This is a genomic window from Streptomyces cupreus (assembly GCF_014257025.1).
Lineage (GTDB): Bacteria > Actinomycetota > Actinomycetes > Streptomycetales > Streptomycetaceae > Streptomyces > Streptomyces cupreus.
Genome location: NZ_JACMSF010000078.1, coordinates 1 through 14,598 on the forward strand (window position 1 = coordinate 1; position 14,598 = coordinate 14,598).

Consider the following 14,598-nt stretch of genomic DNA (forward strand, 5'->3'; position numbering starts at 1 on the left):
ACCGCCCGCAGCCGTCACAGCAACTCCCCACCCTTACCGGAAGGACGCCGCCATGAAGTCGCCACATTCACCCAAGCCCCAGGCGGCGACTCTGGGCGGCCCCGGCCCCCTCGCCTCCTTCATCCGCTTCGTCATCCTCGGCGGCGGCACCGGGGTCCTCGCCAGCTTCGCGGTGCCGCTGCTGGCCAACGCCCTGCCCTGGGCCGCCGCCAACGCGATCATCACCGTCGCCACCACCCTGCTGTGCACCGAACTCCACGCCCGCTACACCTTCACCCAACACCGCAGCGCCACATGGCGAGAACACTGGCAGGCCGCAGGCTCGGCGACCGCCGCCTGCCTGAGCACCAGCCTCGCCATATGGGCCCTGCACCAGATACACCCCTCCCCCGGCATGCTCACCGAACAGACCGTCTACCTCACCGCCTCCGCGCTCGCCGGCACCGCCCGCTTCCTCATCCTCCGCCTCTACGTCTTCACCAGCCGCCGCGCCCACAGCGCACGACCGCTGACGCACCAGCAGACGACGACCGCGCCCGTCCTCGCCGCATAGAACAAACCCCGCCCCAACACCCCCACCCCGGCAGGCAGCTGACCACGAGCACCGCCCGCTGCGGCCAGGGGGCTGCGAAGCGGGCCTCGATGGCGGATGTCATGCCGCCCTGCCTTTCTCACTGGCCCTCGACGGCCCCGAGCAGCCGCCGTATCGCTTCGTCGACCGTGGAGCGAGGGCAGCCCAGGTTGACCCGCATGTAACCGTGACCCTCGATGCCGAACTTCTGTCCCTTGTCCAGCCACAGGCGCGCCTTCGTGAGCATGAACTTGTCGAGGGACTCGGCGTCCATCCCGAGGCCCCGGCAGTCCATCCAGGCCAGGTAGAGGGAGTCGGCGGGCAGCACCCGTACCTTCGTGGTGGCGGTGTTGACCGACTGCGCGAAGTGCGCATGGTTGCCGCGCAGGTAGGTGAGCAGTTCCTCCAGCCACGGTTCACCGTGCGCGTAGGCGGCCTCGGAGGCGACCATGCCGAGCATGTTGACCAGCGGGAAGAGGTTGCGGTCGTACTGGCGCGCCAGTTCCTCGCGCAGCCTCGGGTCGGGGACGAAGACGTTGGCGCTCTGGAGGCCGGGGAGGTTGAAGGTCTTACTGGGGGCGGTGCAGGTGATGCTGTTCCGCGCGAATTCCGGGCCGAGCGAGGCGAAGGGGATGTGCTTCTTGTCCGGGTTGATGATGAGGTCCTGGTGGATCTCGTCGGAGATGACCAGGACGCCGTGCCGGGCGCAGATCTCGCCCATGGTCCTCAGTTCGTCCTCGGTCCAGACGTTCCCGGTGGGGTTGTGGGGGTGGCTGAGGATGAACAGCTTGGTGTCGGGCCGGATGGCGGCCTCGAAGGTCCGGGCGTCGAACCGGTAGCCGTGGTCGGTCCGCTCCAGGGGAGCGAACGCGAGGTGGCGGCCGTTGAGCATGACGTCGTTGTGGAAGTGGGCATAGACCGGCGGCTGGATCAGGACGGAGTCGCCCGGGGCGGAGAACGCCTGCACCGCGGTCTTGAGGGTAGTGATGATGCCTGCGGTCTGCAGCACCCACTCCCGCGGCACCTCCCAGCCGAACCGCTTGGCCTGCCAGCCGGTCACGGCGTCGAGGTAGCTGTCCGTCGCCCCGCCCGGATACCCGAAGACGCCGTGGTCCACGGCCTGGTGGAGCGCGTCGATCACGGCCTGCGGGGCCTTGAAGTCGGTGTCGGCGACCCACATCGGCAGCGGGTCGGCCGCGGTCTCATCGGCTGCCAGGAGTTGGTGGGCGTAGGCCCACTTCATGGAGTTCGAGTTCTTGCGGTCCACGACGGTGTCGAAAACCGATCCGGGCATTGCCGCCGCAGCGATGTCGCGTCGTGCCGGGTCGGAGGGTGCGGTGTCGGTTGCCATGACTGGATGCTAGCCATGGCGACGGGCAAAATGTTTATGAACTTTGCCCACTACGGGGCATTCGCCGCTAGAACTTTGCTCGTGGATTCCACTGACCGCAAAATTGTTGCCACCCTCCAGTCCGAGGGGCGGATCACGCTGACCGATCTGGCTGAGAAGGTGTCCCTCAGCGTGTCCAGGTGCCAGCGCCGCGTCCGTGAACTGGAGACGGCCGGGGTCATCAGCGGCTACCGTGCCGTCGTCGACGCCGCGGCACTGGGGTACGGGTTCGAGGTCCTGCTCTTCGCCACGCTCAGCAGGCCCGACGCGGTGACGGAATTCGACGCCGCGCTCGCCGAGATCCCCGAGGTGATCGAGGCCCAGAGGCTGTTCGGCGAACCGGACTACCTGATCCGCGTGGTCAGCGCAGACCTGCCGTCCTATCAGCGCCTCTATGAGTCGGTGCTCATCCATCTGCCAGGGGTCCGCGGCCTCAACTCGACCATCGTGATGAAGCAAGCGGTCCACCCCCGCCCGTTGCCGGGACGGCCGCCGCGTGACGTGAGCGCGCCGACTTCCACTCCCTGAACATGCCGACAGCTCGGTCATCTCCCGCAGCCTGGACCTGCCCTCGGACCCGTCCGTCCGCCCCGCCCCCCGACCGCGAGGAGCCGATGAACCGTCTGAGGCCGACCTGACCGTCGACGGCACGGGCCTGCTCTGCGTCACTCTCCTGCTCCGACTCCGCAAGGAGATCGACAGCGCACCGCCCGGCACCGTCGTCCACGTCATCGCCACCGACCCCGCCGCCCCGCTCGACCTGCCCGCCTGGTGTCACATGACCGGCCACACCTACCTCTGCCCCGTCCCCGGCGAGCGCCCGGTGTACGCCCTCCAGCTCACCGTCGACGCGCGTCCCACCCGCCCCGACGCGCCCTGGCACCGAGCCGGCCCAGATCGGTGAAGCGGGATGAGCCGTGAAGACGTTAACGGCGACTGCCCGTCGACACAGGCATGGCGGCCTACGGTGCCGCTGCCGCTGGAATGCAGGCAGTTGACGCGGACGTTCGCGGCCGCGTACTCGGCGGCGACGTCCTTGGTCATCGTGCGGACAGCGCCCCTGCTCGCGCCGCACAGGGTGTGTCCGGCGACGCCGACGAGCCTGCACGCAGCTCGGAATGAGGAAGGCGGAGGGCACCTGGCAACCCGCATTCGCCGGTCGCTGATCCAGGTCTGTGGCCGGTTGGGGTCGTCTGGCCGATGCCGAGACGTCGGTGCCTCGGCGGCGCATGGCCTCGCACCGGTCGACTCGCTCCCACGCGTGACATGAGCGGCACGCTGGTGAACCGCGACGTCGTCGCACTCGACGACCCGGCCTCAGAGTGGGAGCAGAGCCCCACCCCAGGTCAGTCCCGGGGGAGGCACGGACCGCCGGGGCTGACCTGAGGGGCGGTCACTTTCGCCAGAACAGGTGGTGCGTCACTCCGCTCGGGCTGGGCACGACCTCCAGGTGGAACCGGTCCAGCAGTTCATCGGGGGACTCCCAGAGTCGCAGTCCCGGCCCGAGCTTCACCGGCGAGACCGCCACATGCATGGTGTCGACGAGGTCGGCGTCGAGAAACTGGCGGATGGTGGTGACCCCGCCGCCCAGTCGGATGTCCTTGCCCTGCGCCGCCTCCCGCGCCTGCTCCAGGACCGGGGCCGGGTCGCCATCGACGAAGTGGAACGTGGTGTCGGAGAGCGTGAACGAAGGACGCAGGTGGTGGGTCATGACGAAGACCGGCGTGCGGAACGGGGGTTCCTGACCCCACCAACCGCGCCACTCATGGTCCTGCCAGGGCCCGCGCTGCGGCCCGAACTTGTTGCGGCCCATGATCTCGGCGCCGATGTTGCGGGCGTAGTCCCGCGTGAAGTAGTCGTCCAGGCCCCTGCTGCCCCCGGGGTCGGTGCGCATGGGCCAGCTCGCCGTGGCACCTGCCCAGGCGAAGAGTCTCTCCGCATGGGCGAGGCCGAACGGACTTGCCAGGCTCTGGTCCTCACCGGCGCCGATGCCATCGCTGGAGACGTTGAAGTTCTGGACTCGTAGTAGCTGAGCCACGTGTTCCTCCTGTGCTGTCGACAACGATGGTCAGACTCTCCCGGCCGGCCAAACTCATCGCTGCACCGCTACTCCACCCGAGGCCGCCCCAGGAATCCCGCCCTCCCCCGCATTCGGGCGTACCGGGGTCGCGCATGGCCACTGACCGGCCGGACGCTGAGCACATGACAACAGCCACACCCCGCACCCTGACTCTTGCCCTGAGCAAGGGCGGCGCCACGCTGGTGGACCTGCTTGTCGACGTCCCGGAGGTCAGGGTCGTCGTCACGGGGCCCCGCATGCTGTACGAGCACCTGAACCTACTGACCACCCTCACCCCGGCCGACGGCTGCAACGCGCACCGCGTCCAGGAGCTCGCCGCCAACCTGGAGGGGGCTGTCCACTGCGGCGCGGTCGGTGTCAGGCAGGCGGAGATCGACGTCCAGTCGTACCGCGCCGGTGTGCTGCTCCAGATCGGTCTCGGCCCCGCGAACATGTACCAGAGCGAGCTGGTCCTGCGTACCAGGACGGGCGAGACCTTCCGGGCATTGATCACCAGGCTGCTGACGGACGATCCGGCCCGACCCTTCTTCGTCGGCCTGCACGGCGTACCGGCCAGCGGCCATCTCGAACACGACCATTCACCCGGCGGTGACACGCACCCTGAGCCCGGGCACCACGATCATGGGGGAGGCGGCGGCCATGGACATCCGTAAGAGCGCCGTCGACCTCACCGAGCAGGAGCGGGATCTGTTCCTGGAGGCCCTCATCCGCCTCAAGCACCGGCCGGCCCCCGCGGGACCCGCGGGCGCGAGCGTCTACGACCAGTTCGTCGCCCTGCACCGGGCGGTCATGGTCGTCCATCCGCCGGAGCTCCCGGCCGGTGAGACCGTCAACTTCGCTCACTGGAGCATCGGGTTCTGCGCCTGGCATCGCCAGTACGTCAGACAGTTCGAGAAGGCCCTGCAGGCCGAGGTCCCCGGCGTCACCGTCCCCTACTGGGACTGGACCGATCACGCAGGGGCCGTCGACAAGCTGTTCACCGGCGATTTCCTCGGCTCCCTGAACTCCGGCGAACCCGCGCCCCTGACCGACAGCGTGCTGCGCAACCCCGTCCCGTCGGCTGAGCGACCTGCCTGGTGGCCGACGGACCTCCCAGGAGCGACCGGGTTCCCCGTCCATCCGCTGCTGGAGGAGTCCTTCGGCACCAGCCTGGCCAGAGGAGACGTAGGAGCGCAGTGGCCGCCCGGCCGCAGTCACATCGCGCTTTTGGAGCAGTTCGTCCTTGAGCAGCCGGGGGTCCATCCCTTCTGGCATTTCTGGGCGGCTCTGGAAGAGGGCTTCCTCGCCACCGGCCAGGGCGGCTCGCAGGTGTTCGTCCCGACCCACAACAGCGGGCACAACTTCATCGGTGGCCACATGTCCCAGGCCTTCTCGCCCAACGACCCGGTCTTCTGGCTCCATCACGCCAACGTGGACCGGTTGTGGGCGAACTGGCAGGGCCGGCGCCTCGCCACCGTGCCGGGCTCCAAGCCGCGGGACCACTATCCGCCGTCGGCGCAGCTCTCGCCGGTCGACCTTCAGCCGGCACCTCCCGGGCATCGTCTGGAGGACCGGATGTGGCCTTGGGTGGGCAGCGCTCCGGGTTACGACACCCTGGTGGGCTCCCAGGTGAAACAGCTCCTGCCGGACTTCTCCGGGGCCGACCCGGTCAGCGTGGAGGACGTGCTGGACACCGAGACCCTCGACGCCGTGGGCTACCGCTACGCGCCCCCTGCACCGTGAGTCCTCGCTGTCTGCGGCGAGTCGTGTGAAGCCCACGCGGCCGGCGAGCACCCGCCGCGCATCACCCTGACCTCAGAGAGGAGCGCCATCGGCATCGACGTCCTGACCGTGGTCAGCGGCTACGAAGCCACCCGCCCCGAGCCGTTCGTCGGGGACGCGTCCCCCAACCGCAAGTTCCATCGTCCCGCCCGGCCGGTGCACTCGAACTTGGCCAGCGGAGGGACATCGACGCGCCAGAAGGACTGAGCAGGGGCCGCCAGAACGGAGAGCACGGCGGCACGGACCACCGCCTGATCGACCACGGCCAGCACGCGCCCAGCACCGTCCGGCAGCGCGTCCATCCAGGCGGCCACCCGACGGCACAGGTCGCCCACCGACTCACCACCGTGCGGGGCCGCCTCCGGGTCCGTCATCCAAGCCGTCAGCGCGGCGGGGTCCTCGTCCGCCACCTCTTCGGGAGTCCGCCCCTGCCAGCGGCCCATGTCGAGGTCCCGCAGCGCGGCTTCGACGGTGACTCCGAGCCACCCCAGGGCTTGCGCGGTCTGCCGGCACCGGTGGGAGGGCGCGGCGTACAGCGTGCCCGTCGTCTCCAGGGATGCGGCGGCGGCACGGGCTCGCCGCAGTGCCCGCTCATCGGGCTCGGTGTCTCCGAAGCGCACGTCGCGCCCTGTGCGAGCGGGGGCGCACACCAGTGTGAGCCGGACGGTCATGCGAGCCCCTTCGCCGATTCTCACCACGGTCGGCTCATCGTAGGTGGCACACGCCATGTTGGCCGATCCCCGTCTTGCCTCTACGATCTCGGACGACAAGGACGACGGCGAGACGGAAGTCCGGTGCAAGTCCGGCACGGTCGCGCCACTGTGTGCCACCCCTCCACCATGGAGGTGGTGGTGAGTCAGACCCAACGCCGTCGTCGAGTGCTCCACACGATCGCGGGACGCGTTGTTCCCGAGGAGGTCTCGCCATGGCGCAGTCCACTGCCGCCCCTGCCCCCACCACCCAGCCTGCCCTCGCACCTCTGCCGTTGAAGGCGCTCGCCCCCTGGGCGGTGTTCTTCGGTGTACTGATGCTGGTCCTGCTGTACTTCGTCGGCGCCGAGCAGGGCGCCACCTCCGTACTCTCCGGCGAGGGCGTGCACGAGTGGGTGCACGACGCCCGCCATCTGCTCGGCTTCCCCTGCCACTGAGACGGACGGAACCTCGATGAACTCCGCCACAGTGCGCACCCTGCTGGTGCGTGGCATGCTCGCCGGGCTGCTTGCGGCCGTCCCGGCTCTGCTCTTCGCCTACTTCGTCGGCGAAGGACCGGTCGACGCGGCGATCGCCTTCGAGTCGGCCAACTCCCACGAGCACGGTGAAGACTTGGTCAGCCGTTCCGTACAGTCGACCGCCGGTCTGGCCACCGGCATGCTGATCTTCGGCGTCGCGGTCGGCGGGATCGCAGCGCTGGCCTTCTGCTTCGCTCTGGGTCGTGTCGGCCGGTTCTCGGCGCGGGCCACCGCGGCGCTGACCGCGTTGGCTGCGTTCCTGCTCATGTACCTGGTGCCGACGCTGAAGTACCCGGCGAACCCGCCCGCGGTGGGCAACCCGGACACCCTCGGCCAGCGCACCGCGCTGTTCTTCCTGATGATCGTGCTCAGTGTGCTGCTGGGCATCGCGGCGACCATGCTCGGCCGCCGCCTGGCGCCCCGCTGGGGCAACTGGAACGCCTCCGTCACCGCCGGCCTGGCCTTCGCGGCGGCCGTGACTGTGGCGATGGTGTTCCTGCCGTCCGGGGCCAACATCCCCAAGGGCTTCCCGGCCTCGGACCTGTGGGAGTTCCGGCTCGCGTCGATCGGGGTCCAGGCGGTGCTGTGGGCCGGATTCGGGCTGCTCTTCGGATTCTTGGCCGAACGCGTCCTGTCCCCCAGGCCGGTGGCTCATCGGGTGCCGGTACCAGTGGCCTGATCCGCCAGACACTGCGACTGGACCCGCCGGGGGCGCGCCCGGCGGGTCCAGTGCGGTCAGCGCGCGAGCGGTACGGCCATTGGGCGTTCTGCCACGGTCCGATCAGCCCGCGTGCCCTGGGGACCCGCACGCACTGGCGGTTGGAGGTTCGACCTCACGGCAGGTCCTACCGCCGGCTTGCTGTCCGGATGGATCTCTGCCGGGGGCATACGGGGCGCCAGGACCCGACCGGGGCTCGGTGGAGTGAGCGATCAACCGGAGTATTCCGTCGCGTCGTGCGATCTAGGAGTGTTCGCGCTGCGGTGGGGGGCGTTCCGGTGGTGCAGTCTGCCGTGGACGCCGGCGAGTTCGCCCATGGCCTGGTGCAGCGCGAGTTCCAGGGCCGCTGGGGAGTTCAGGGTGCCGCTTCCGTCGGGCGGGCAGAGCCAGCGGAGGTCTCCCCACCGGCAGTGCGGGGCGGGGGCGGCGATCCATCCGCCCTCGTTGAGGTAGCGGATGTCGTGCCCGACCCAGACGGTCGCCGGATCGGGTGGCAGGAAGAAGCCGATGTGCTGCCGCCTGCTGTCGAGGAGTACGGGGCCGGGCTTGATTCGGGGTAGATCGGTGAGGATGTCGGCCGCGTGCAGGCCGAGGCATGCGGGGACGATCAGCACGTCCCAGAATCGTCCCGAGGCCAGCAGATGGATGCCACTGCTGCCGCGCTGCCAGTCGTTCTTGCAGGACCGAGGGTCCCGTGCAGCGGCGGCCAGCCACTCCATCGCGTTCGTCCATTGCGCCAGTGCCATCACAAACCTCCTGCGTGGTGTCGGGCCCGAGAGCCCGGCAGGTCAACGGTTGATCCGACCGACCACCTCGGACGGCTGCGGAACCGGCAGGGCAGCGAAGGACAGCCCGGGTGCTGCGCGGAGCCGGTCGACGTCCGCGACGCGCTCGGGCCCTCCAGGGGTCCCTCGCAGCCCTGGGTTCCCACCGGCCGGTGTCGGCGCGCTTGTCGAGGAGTGCGACAGCGCTCGGACGGATGGATCCCTACCGCCGTTCTGCATGTGTCAGGTGATCATCTGTAGCTCATCTGTTCCTGCTGCTTCCTTACGTGGGCAGATGAGCGGGTGATACTCCATGCAACGGGGAGCGCAGGGCTACGACCATGGGGTGCGCAGGCAATTCACCGCATGGAGCGAGCGCCAGCGCGCGGGGGAGCAGATATATGCAGACAAGCGCCCCCCTGCGATTCTCTGCGACCAGTGCGGCGCCCTGCCCTCGACGAGTGCCTCCTCGCAACCGGCCACCATAGCGCCGAACCACCGGATCAGTCGGACGCGCGGCGGGCCAGGTTCACCAGTACCAGGGCGCATACGGTCGCCCCGGCGGCGAGCGCCGCGAGGACCGTGCCGACCGAGAGGTGCTCGAAGAGGACGCCCGCCGCCGCGTAGGCGAGCGTGCCGGCCTACGCGGGGTCCCCGTCATGCCGGCTGGACGACTTCCTTCGCGGCGAGGGCGGGGGCCACCGACGGCAAGCTGCTCGCCGAGGAATGTGCACCTCGGTGTTGGCGATCGGCCGGTTCGGCGAGCAGATTGTCCAGCAGGAGTTCGGTGAAGGTCGGGTTGCCGGAGACGTGCCCGCTCCGACGGATTCCTGGACCGTATCGACCAGTTCGACCACGACTTCTTCGGCATCTCCCGGCGCGAGAGCACTGGTGGACCCAGCCGGTCGTGCCGGCTCTGGATGTCGTTGCGCAGTTCCACGGCCATCAGCGAGTCCAGGCGGCGGCGTAGTCGGCGTACTGGACGGTCAGTTCGGGCACCTGGGCCTGGGTGCACCTGACGTGGCGGCACAACTGTCCAAATCCACCCGGCCCTGCCGGCTTTGTCACGCACGTATCTGGACCCTTTCGGCCTGCTGGTTCACCGTGGTCCCTCCCATCCGCCCGATCCACCTGGAAGGGACCCACCAATGAGACGAAGACACTTTGTGGCCGGGGCGATCGGCACGCTCGCGGGAGTCGCCCTCGGCCCGGACCCATCGCTGGCCGCCACGCCGACGCCCCGCATGCAGGGCTGGCAGGCCGTGCCGGCCCCCGGCAGCACTCCCCCCGCCCAACTGCGCCGTATCGCCGCCGCCGGACCCCGACTCGCGTGGGCCGTGGGCGAGGAGCAGCTCGGCGGGCCCTCCGGGGGACGTGCGCTGGCCATGCTGTGGAACGGCAGCGCGTGGACGAAGACCGATCTGTCGCATCTGAACCACATACGGCTGTGGGATGTCGCCGGTACCTGCCCCACCGCGGCGTGGAGTGTGGGCCAGCCCGTCGAGAACGGCAGTCCGCTGCTGCGCTGGGACGGAACCACCTGGCGCGAGGCCGCGTTCCCGGGACGGGGTGAGCCGGACGTCCGGCTGAACTCCGTGGCGGTCGGCCCCGACCGGCGGGTGTGGATCTGCGGCACCCGAGGCGGCGCCGTCCGGCTGCTCCATCACGACCGGCGACGTTGGCAGTGGCTGGACCCCTTGCCCGTCACGAGCGCGAATCTCTACCGGGTCGTCCTGCGCTCGCCCGGTGAGGTGTGGGTGTCCGGGGATCAGTCGAACGGCGGCGGCTGGTCCGGACTTGTGGCCCGCTGGGACGGGGCGTGGACGGTCCTGCCCCCGATCCCGGGCCTGCGCCTGGGCATCGCCGACATCCACGCCGCCGCTGCGGACGACGTCTGGGCGGTGGGCACCGAGGCCGGAGTCGGCGGGCCCGTGGGCCGCCCCGGCAACCCCTCCCTGAGCCACTTCGACGGCACCACCTGGACACGAGTCGACGCCGGCTTCACCCTCGGGTCGCTGAGCGGCCTCGCAGGCGACGCACAGGGCCGCGCCGCATGGATCTCCGGCTGGAACTACCAGGACCAGAGCCGCAGTACCTACCTGCGCCGAGACGGCAGCGGCTGGACGACAGCCCGCGGCCCGGCCGACACCGGCGCGACGCCGTACCTCAACGACGTGACACCCATCCCCGGCACCACAGGATTCTGGTCGGCAGGCATGACGAGCCGAGTACCGGCTCCACCCACGGAGGCCTACACCGAGCACCTCGAAGCCTGACCGGACCCGCGCCCCATGTGTGCCGAGCAGCCGGGCAGCCGGGCACGTCACAACTCCTCCGCCTGACACGCCCTAATGCCAGTTGCTGATCTTCACATCGTGGGGTGCGGGCTCACCCTTGCCGGTTTCGACGAGCCTCTTGAGGCTCATGAGGAAGGTCGCCCACTTGGTGGAGCAGTGGTACATGAACTCCACCGGCTCCTTCCAGCCTTCGTGCCGGAACAGCACGATCGTGAAGCCGTCCTCCTGCTTCAGCTCGAAGCGGATCCGCGTGCCGATCCACTCCTGAGGGCCGTCGACGACTTCCCAGACCACACGCTCGTTCGGCTCGGCCTCCAGTACCTTCATGTCGAACCCGCCGGGCTCGAAGCGGAACCGGATCACTCCGCCGACGTCGCTGTCGCCGTCGGTGTCCTGGGTCCACCAGCCCGCCAGTCCGTCAATGGTCGTCAAGGCGGAGTAGACGTCGTCGGGCGACGACGTGACTCCGATCCTGTGCAGGATGTCCACCATGGCACTGCCTCTTTCCTTGTCCGGGCGCCCGCGTTCGGGCGCGGTTCATGCGTGCCGCAACGGTTGCGGCGACGTCCTTCGGCGCGGGATCAGCCCTCTTGGCCCCGCTGGATCGCCTCGGCGATCCGCTTGATGCGCTGCAACCGGGCGTCCCAGGTGGCCCCGACCGCCGACAGTTGGGCGACCGCGCGGGCCAGTTGGGCCTCGTCCACCTCGTAGCGGCGCTCGCGTCCGGACGGCGTGACGTGCACCAGACCGACCCGCTGGAGCACACCGAGGTGTTTGGCGACGGCCTGCCGTGTCACCGGAAGCTGCCCGCTCAGGGTGGTCGCCGTGCCGCCGCCGTCGGCCAGCAGCACGTCCAGCATCCGCCGCCGGGTGGGGTCCCCCACCGCCGACCAGAGCTCGTCGTCGACGGTGACGTTCATCGCGTCGACACCAGCCGGGCGACGTAGTCGACGAGGCGGGGCAGGAAGTGGTCCCAGCCGGTGACGTGCTCGCGGTACGCCTCTTCGAGTACGGCCGCCTCCCAGCCCCTCTCCCGGAATCCCGTCTCGCTGAAGCGCAGCAGGGTGCCCCCGCCGGACGGAACCAGGTCGAAGGTCACCAGCAGCGAATTGCCCGGCACGGCGGTCTCGCCCTCGTCGTACACCCACCGGAAGGAGAACCGGCGCGGGGGGTCCGCCTCGATCACCGTGACGGGTACGACCGTCGCCTCCGGCGAAGCCTTGTCGCCGAACGTGATCGCCCCGGTGGCGCCGGGCACCGGGGCGAGTTCCGCCTCGTCCGGCCACCACTCCCGCAGGTGCTCGGGCCGGCTGACGACCTCGTAGACCACCTCCGGTGTGGCGGCGATGTGGATCTCCCGCTCGATGCTGCCGTACTCCATGCCGTTCTCCCAGCCAATCGCAACCTTTGGTTGCACATAACGATAGACCGGTACAGCCATATGTGCAACCGATGGTTGCCCATTCGGGTAGGGCAACAGCTGCTCGGCAGGGGTTCAGTCGGCCTCGAAGACATGGCAAGAACGCCCCGGGGGCGTCACGATGTCGGGGCGGCCATCAGCTGCATGACCGAACTGATCCGACGAAGCGCGAACAGCAGACGGAACGGAGTCGCCAGCCATGTCACTCGCCCGCGTCCACAACTTCTCGATCTCGCTCGACGGCTTCGCCACAGGTGAGGGTCTGAGCCGCGACGCGCCGTTCGGCCACGCCGGCGAACGGCTGCACGAGTGGATGTTCGCCACCCGGTGGTGGAACGAGAGGATCGGCCGGACCGGCGGGACCAGCGGCCTCGACGACGCTTTCGTGCGGCAGTTCACGCCCGGGATCGGCGCCGAGATCATGGGCGCCGGGAAGTACGGCTTCCCCGGATGGCACGAGGACCCGGAGTGGAAGGGGTGGTGGGGCCCCAATCCGCCGTTCCACACCCCGACCTTCATCCTCACCCACCACCCGCGCCCGTCGATCGAGATGGAGGGCGGCACGACCTTCCACTTCCTCGACACCTCGCCCGCCAAGGCGCTCGAAACGGCCCGCGAGGCGGCGGACGGCCAGGACGTGCGCATCGGCGGTGGCCCCACCGTGATCCGTGACTTCCTTGCCGCCGGACTCATCGACCACATGCACATCACAGTGGTCCCGATCCTGCTCGGCCGAGGCGTACGCCTCTGGGACGGGCTGGAGAACCTGGAGAAGGACTACCGGGTCGAGGCCGCCTCCTCGCCCAGCGGGGTCACGCATGTGACGTTCACCCGTGCCGGTATCTGATCATGCCGCACGGCCCCGCTCACGTCCGGCCCCCTTCGCCTGCGCCAGGGTGCGGCTCGGGCTGACCTGGTACGTGGTCTTTCCCGGATCGGTGACGGGTGCGCCCAGCGTGATGTGGCCGGCGGCGCGCAACTCCTCGCACACGTCCGTCGGCAGGGCGACATGACACCCACCGCTGCCTCCGGCTGAGCCGGCCGGCCGCCAGTAGCCGTAGCGGAGTCGTCCGCCCGCGAGAGCCGTGACGAACACCGGCGTGCGGGAGTCCGACACGATGCGCATCACATCGGCCGCGGGTGCGGCGAGCGGGGTCACGGGCCCTCGGGGGCGGGCGAGGTCTCTCATGGGCAGATGCTGGGCGAGCGGCATCGATACGGCCTTCCAGACGGAGGAGTGAACACCGCACACCCCGTCCGGGCCGGTGTTGATCATGCTGTGCCGCATTCTGGACCACACCACTGACAACGGGTCCGCAGGCGGATCCGTCCTCACCGCCGATACCGACGGGGTGTCGTCCCGACGGTCAGCCGCAGTTCCGCCATCGGCAGGTCAGGCGCGGCAGCGCAGCATCTCCAGTGGCGGGCTTGCGAAGAGGTCCGCCCAGAAGTCCTCGCCGTACTCACGGACGCCGGCTTCGGACACCTGAAGCGGAACCCACTCCACCTCGCTGAAGCCGGCCGCCCGCAGGCACTTCTCGTAGACCTCGCGGCGCGGGGCCACGGAGACGATGCTGATCGGCTGCGGGTCGAGGAGAGCCGTGACCCGTACTCGCGGACCCGTCTCGATCTCCTCGCCGGTCGGCTCGCAGCGGAACCCGTACGCGTCCAAGGACGCACAGTCGAACTGGTAGTCGGGCTTCTGAGCGAGTACGAAGAACTCGCCGCCCAGCACCAGGTTCTGATGGATGTTCCGGCACATCCGCTCCATCGCCGCGATGTCCTCGGCGTAGTTGAGGCACTGCACGCCCAGCGCGATGTCGAAGCGCCTGTCGAGCTGCGGCAGTTCGACCACGTCACCGAGCTCGTAGTGCACGCCCAACGGGTCCCGCCGCTCGATCTCCCGCGCCGCCGCGATCATCTCGACGGAGATGTCGACGCCGAAGACATCCATGGCGCCGCGCCGCTTGAACTCCCGACTGTAGAAGCCGGTTCCGCACGCCAGGTCGAGTACCGACTTGCCGCTCACGTCCCCGACCATGCCCAGAAAGCTCGGCACCTCTCCGTAACGCATCAGTGGAAGGGACTTGAAGCCCTCGAATGCCTCGCCGATCTCGTCGTACTGCTGCACGCTCACGTGCCGCCCCCTTCTGGCTTCGTCCTGTACGTCGGCCACGTCGCCCCGCATGACTCTGAGGCTCGCCGGGCCGCGGTCGTGGCAGAGAGTCTGCTCCGGCCCTGCCCGGCCGCCGTACCGTCAGATGGCCCAAAGAAGTCGTCCGCTGATCCTCGAATCGCCCAACCTACTTCGCAAATCAGCCATAACACCCTCTCCGTGCCGCTCAGTCGGTGACGGCTACCTTGTGGAG

The 14,598-nt window shown here is 69.3% G+C and carries 18 protein-coding genes; 9 read left to right on the forward strand and 9 right to left on the reverse strand.

Annotation, left to right across the window (positions count from 1 at the left end; genetic code table 11):
- A partial coding sequence (locus tag H4N64_RS39170; RefSeq protein ID WP_336246926.1) for a GtrA family protein occupies window positions 1-553 on the forward strand: 553 nt, incomplete at its 5' end.
- 118 nt (window positions 554-671) lie between these two features.
- On the opposite strand, the gene H4N64_RS39175 is transcribed toward H4N64_RS39170, so the two are convergent.
- The gene (locus H4N64_RS39175) at window positions 672-1,922 is read right to left on the reverse strand and encodes a MalY/PatB family protein (RefSeq protein ID WP_186287388.1); all 1,251 of its coding nucleotides are present in this window, start codon (window positions 1,920-1,922) and stop codon (window positions 672-674) included.
- An 81-nt stretch (window positions 1,923-2,003) separates the two neighbouring features.
- On the opposite strand from H4N64_RS39175, the gene H4N64_RS39180 reads away from it, so the two are divergent.
- Complete coding sequence (locus H4N64_RS39180; RefSeq protein WP_186287389.1) at window positions 2,004-2,489, forward strand: Lrp/AsnC ligand binding domain-containing protein; 486 nt, start codon at window positions 2,004-2,006, stop codon at window positions 2,487-2,489.
- 106 nt (window positions 2,490-2,595) lie between these two features.
- Window positions 2,596-2,865, forward strand: a complete 270-nt coding sequence (locus H4N64_RS46250) for a sulfurtransferase TusA family protein (protein ID WP_186287421.1) — start codon at window positions 2,596-2,598, stop codon at window positions 2,863-2,865.
- Between the two features lie 489 nt (window positions 2,866-3,354).
- Here H4N64_RS46250 and H4N64_RS39190 read toward each other — a convergent pair whose 3' ends face one another.
- Window positions 3,355-3,999 carry a dihydrofolate reductase family protein gene (locus H4N64_RS39190; RefSeq protein ID WP_186287390.1) on the reverse strand — a complete coding sequence of 215 codons (645 nt, stop codon included), beginning with the start codon at window positions 3,997-3,999 and terminating at the stop codon, window positions 3,355-3,357.
- A gap of 164 nt (window positions 4,000-4,163) precedes the next feature.
- Between H4N64_RS39190 and H4N64_RS39195 the strand changes: the two genes are divergently transcribed.
- Window positions 4,164-4,694 (forward strand): hypothetical protein, encoded by a 531-nt coding sequence (locus H4N64_RS39195; RefSeq protein ID WP_186287391.1) that lies wholly within the window; start codon window positions 4,164-4,166, stop codon window positions 4,692-4,694.
- Entirely contained in the window at window positions 4,630-5,763 is a 1,134-nt protein-coding gene (locus H4N64_RS39200; RefSeq protein ID WP_186287392.1) for a tyrosinase family protein, read from the forward strand. Before H4N64_RS39195 ends, H4N64_RS39200 begins: the two co-directional genes overlap by 65 nt.
- Window positions 5,764-5,882: 119 nt before the next feature.
- Here H4N64_RS39200 and H4N64_RS39205 read toward each other — a convergent pair whose 3' ends face one another.
- Window positions 5,883-6,473 (reverse strand): histidine phosphatase family protein, encoded by a 591-nt coding sequence (locus H4N64_RS39205; protein ID WP_186287393.1) that lies wholly within the window; start codon window positions 6,471-6,473, stop codon window positions 5,883-5,885.
- Window positions 6,474-6,727: 254 nt separating this feature from the next.
- Between H4N64_RS39205 and H4N64_RS39210 the strand changes: the two genes are divergently transcribed.
- Entirely contained in the window at window positions 6,728-6,949 is a 222-nt protein-coding gene (locus H4N64_RS39210; protein ID WP_186287394.1) for a CbtB domain-containing protein, read from the forward strand.
- Between the two features lie 16 nt (window positions 6,950-6,965).
- Complete coding sequence (locus H4N64_RS39215) at window positions 6,966-7,709, forward strand: CbtA family protein (protein ID WP_186287395.1); 744 nt, start codon at window positions 6,966-6,968, stop codon at window positions 7,707-7,709.
- Window positions 7,710-7,960: 251 nt separating this feature from the next.
- Here the strand turns inward: H4N64_RS39215 and H4N64_RS39220 are convergent, their stop codons facing one another.
- Window positions 7,961-8,494 carry a hypothetical protein gene (locus H4N64_RS39220; RefSeq protein WP_186287396.1) on the reverse strand — a complete coding sequence of 178 codons (534 nt, stop codon included), beginning with the start codon at window positions 8,492-8,494 and terminating at the stop codon, window positions 7,961-7,963.
- Window positions 8,495-9,660: 1,166 nt separating this feature from the next.
- On the opposite strand from H4N64_RS39220, the gene H4N64_RS39225 reads away from it, so the two are divergent.
- A complete protein-coding gene (locus tag H4N64_RS39225) occupies window positions 9,661-10,788 on the forward strand; it encodes a hypothetical protein (protein ID WP_186287397.1) in 1,128 nt (375 codons plus the stop codon).
- 72 nt (window positions 10,789-10,860) lie between these two features.
- Here H4N64_RS39225 and H4N64_RS39230 read toward each other — a convergent pair whose 3' ends face one another.
- The 3 genes from H4N64_RS39230 to H4N64_RS39240 form a co-directional block, all read right to left on the reverse strand.
- Window positions 10,861-11,301, reverse strand: a complete 441-nt coding sequence (locus H4N64_RS39230; RefSeq protein ID WP_186287398.1) for an SRPBCC family protein — start codon at window positions 11,299-11,301, stop codon at window positions 10,861-10,863.
- An 89-nt stretch (window positions 11,302-11,390) separates the two neighbouring features.
- Complete coding sequence (locus tag H4N64_RS39235; protein WP_186287399.1) at window positions 11,391-11,729, reverse strand: ArsR/SmtB family transcription factor; 339 nt, start codon at window positions 11,727-11,729, stop codon at window positions 11,391-11,393.
- Window positions 11,726-12,190: an SRPBCC family protein gene (locus H4N64_RS39240; protein ID WP_186287400.1), complete on the reverse strand. Its 465-nt coding sequence runs from the start codon at window positions 12,188-12,190 to the stop codon at window positions 11,726-11,728. Before H4N64_RS39240 ends, H4N64_RS39235 begins: the two co-directional genes overlap by 4 nt.
- 238 nt (window positions 12,191-12,428) lie before the next feature.
- On the opposite strand from H4N64_RS39240, the gene H4N64_RS39245 reads away from it, so the two are divergent.
- Entirely contained in the window at window positions 12,429-13,076 is a 648-nt protein-coding gene (locus tag H4N64_RS39245) for a dihydrofolate reductase family protein (RefSeq protein ID WP_186287401.1), read from the forward strand.
- Here the strand turns inward: H4N64_RS39245 and H4N64_RS39250 are convergent, their stop codons facing one another.
- Both H4N64_RS39250 and H4N64_RS39255 read right to left on the reverse strand, forming a co-directional pair.
- On the reverse strand, window positions 13,077-13,505 hold the full coding sequence (locus H4N64_RS39250) for a hypothetical protein (protein ID WP_186287402.1): 429 nt from the start codon (window positions 13,503-13,505) through the stop codon (window positions 13,077-13,079).
- A gap of 117 nt (window positions 13,506-13,622) precedes the next feature.
- A complete protein-coding gene (locus H4N64_RS39255) occupies window positions 13,623-14,366 on the reverse strand; it encodes a methyltransferase domain-containing protein (protein ID WP_186287403.1) in 744 nt (247 codons plus the stop codon).
- Window positions 14,367-14,598 lie beyond the last annotated feature (232 nt).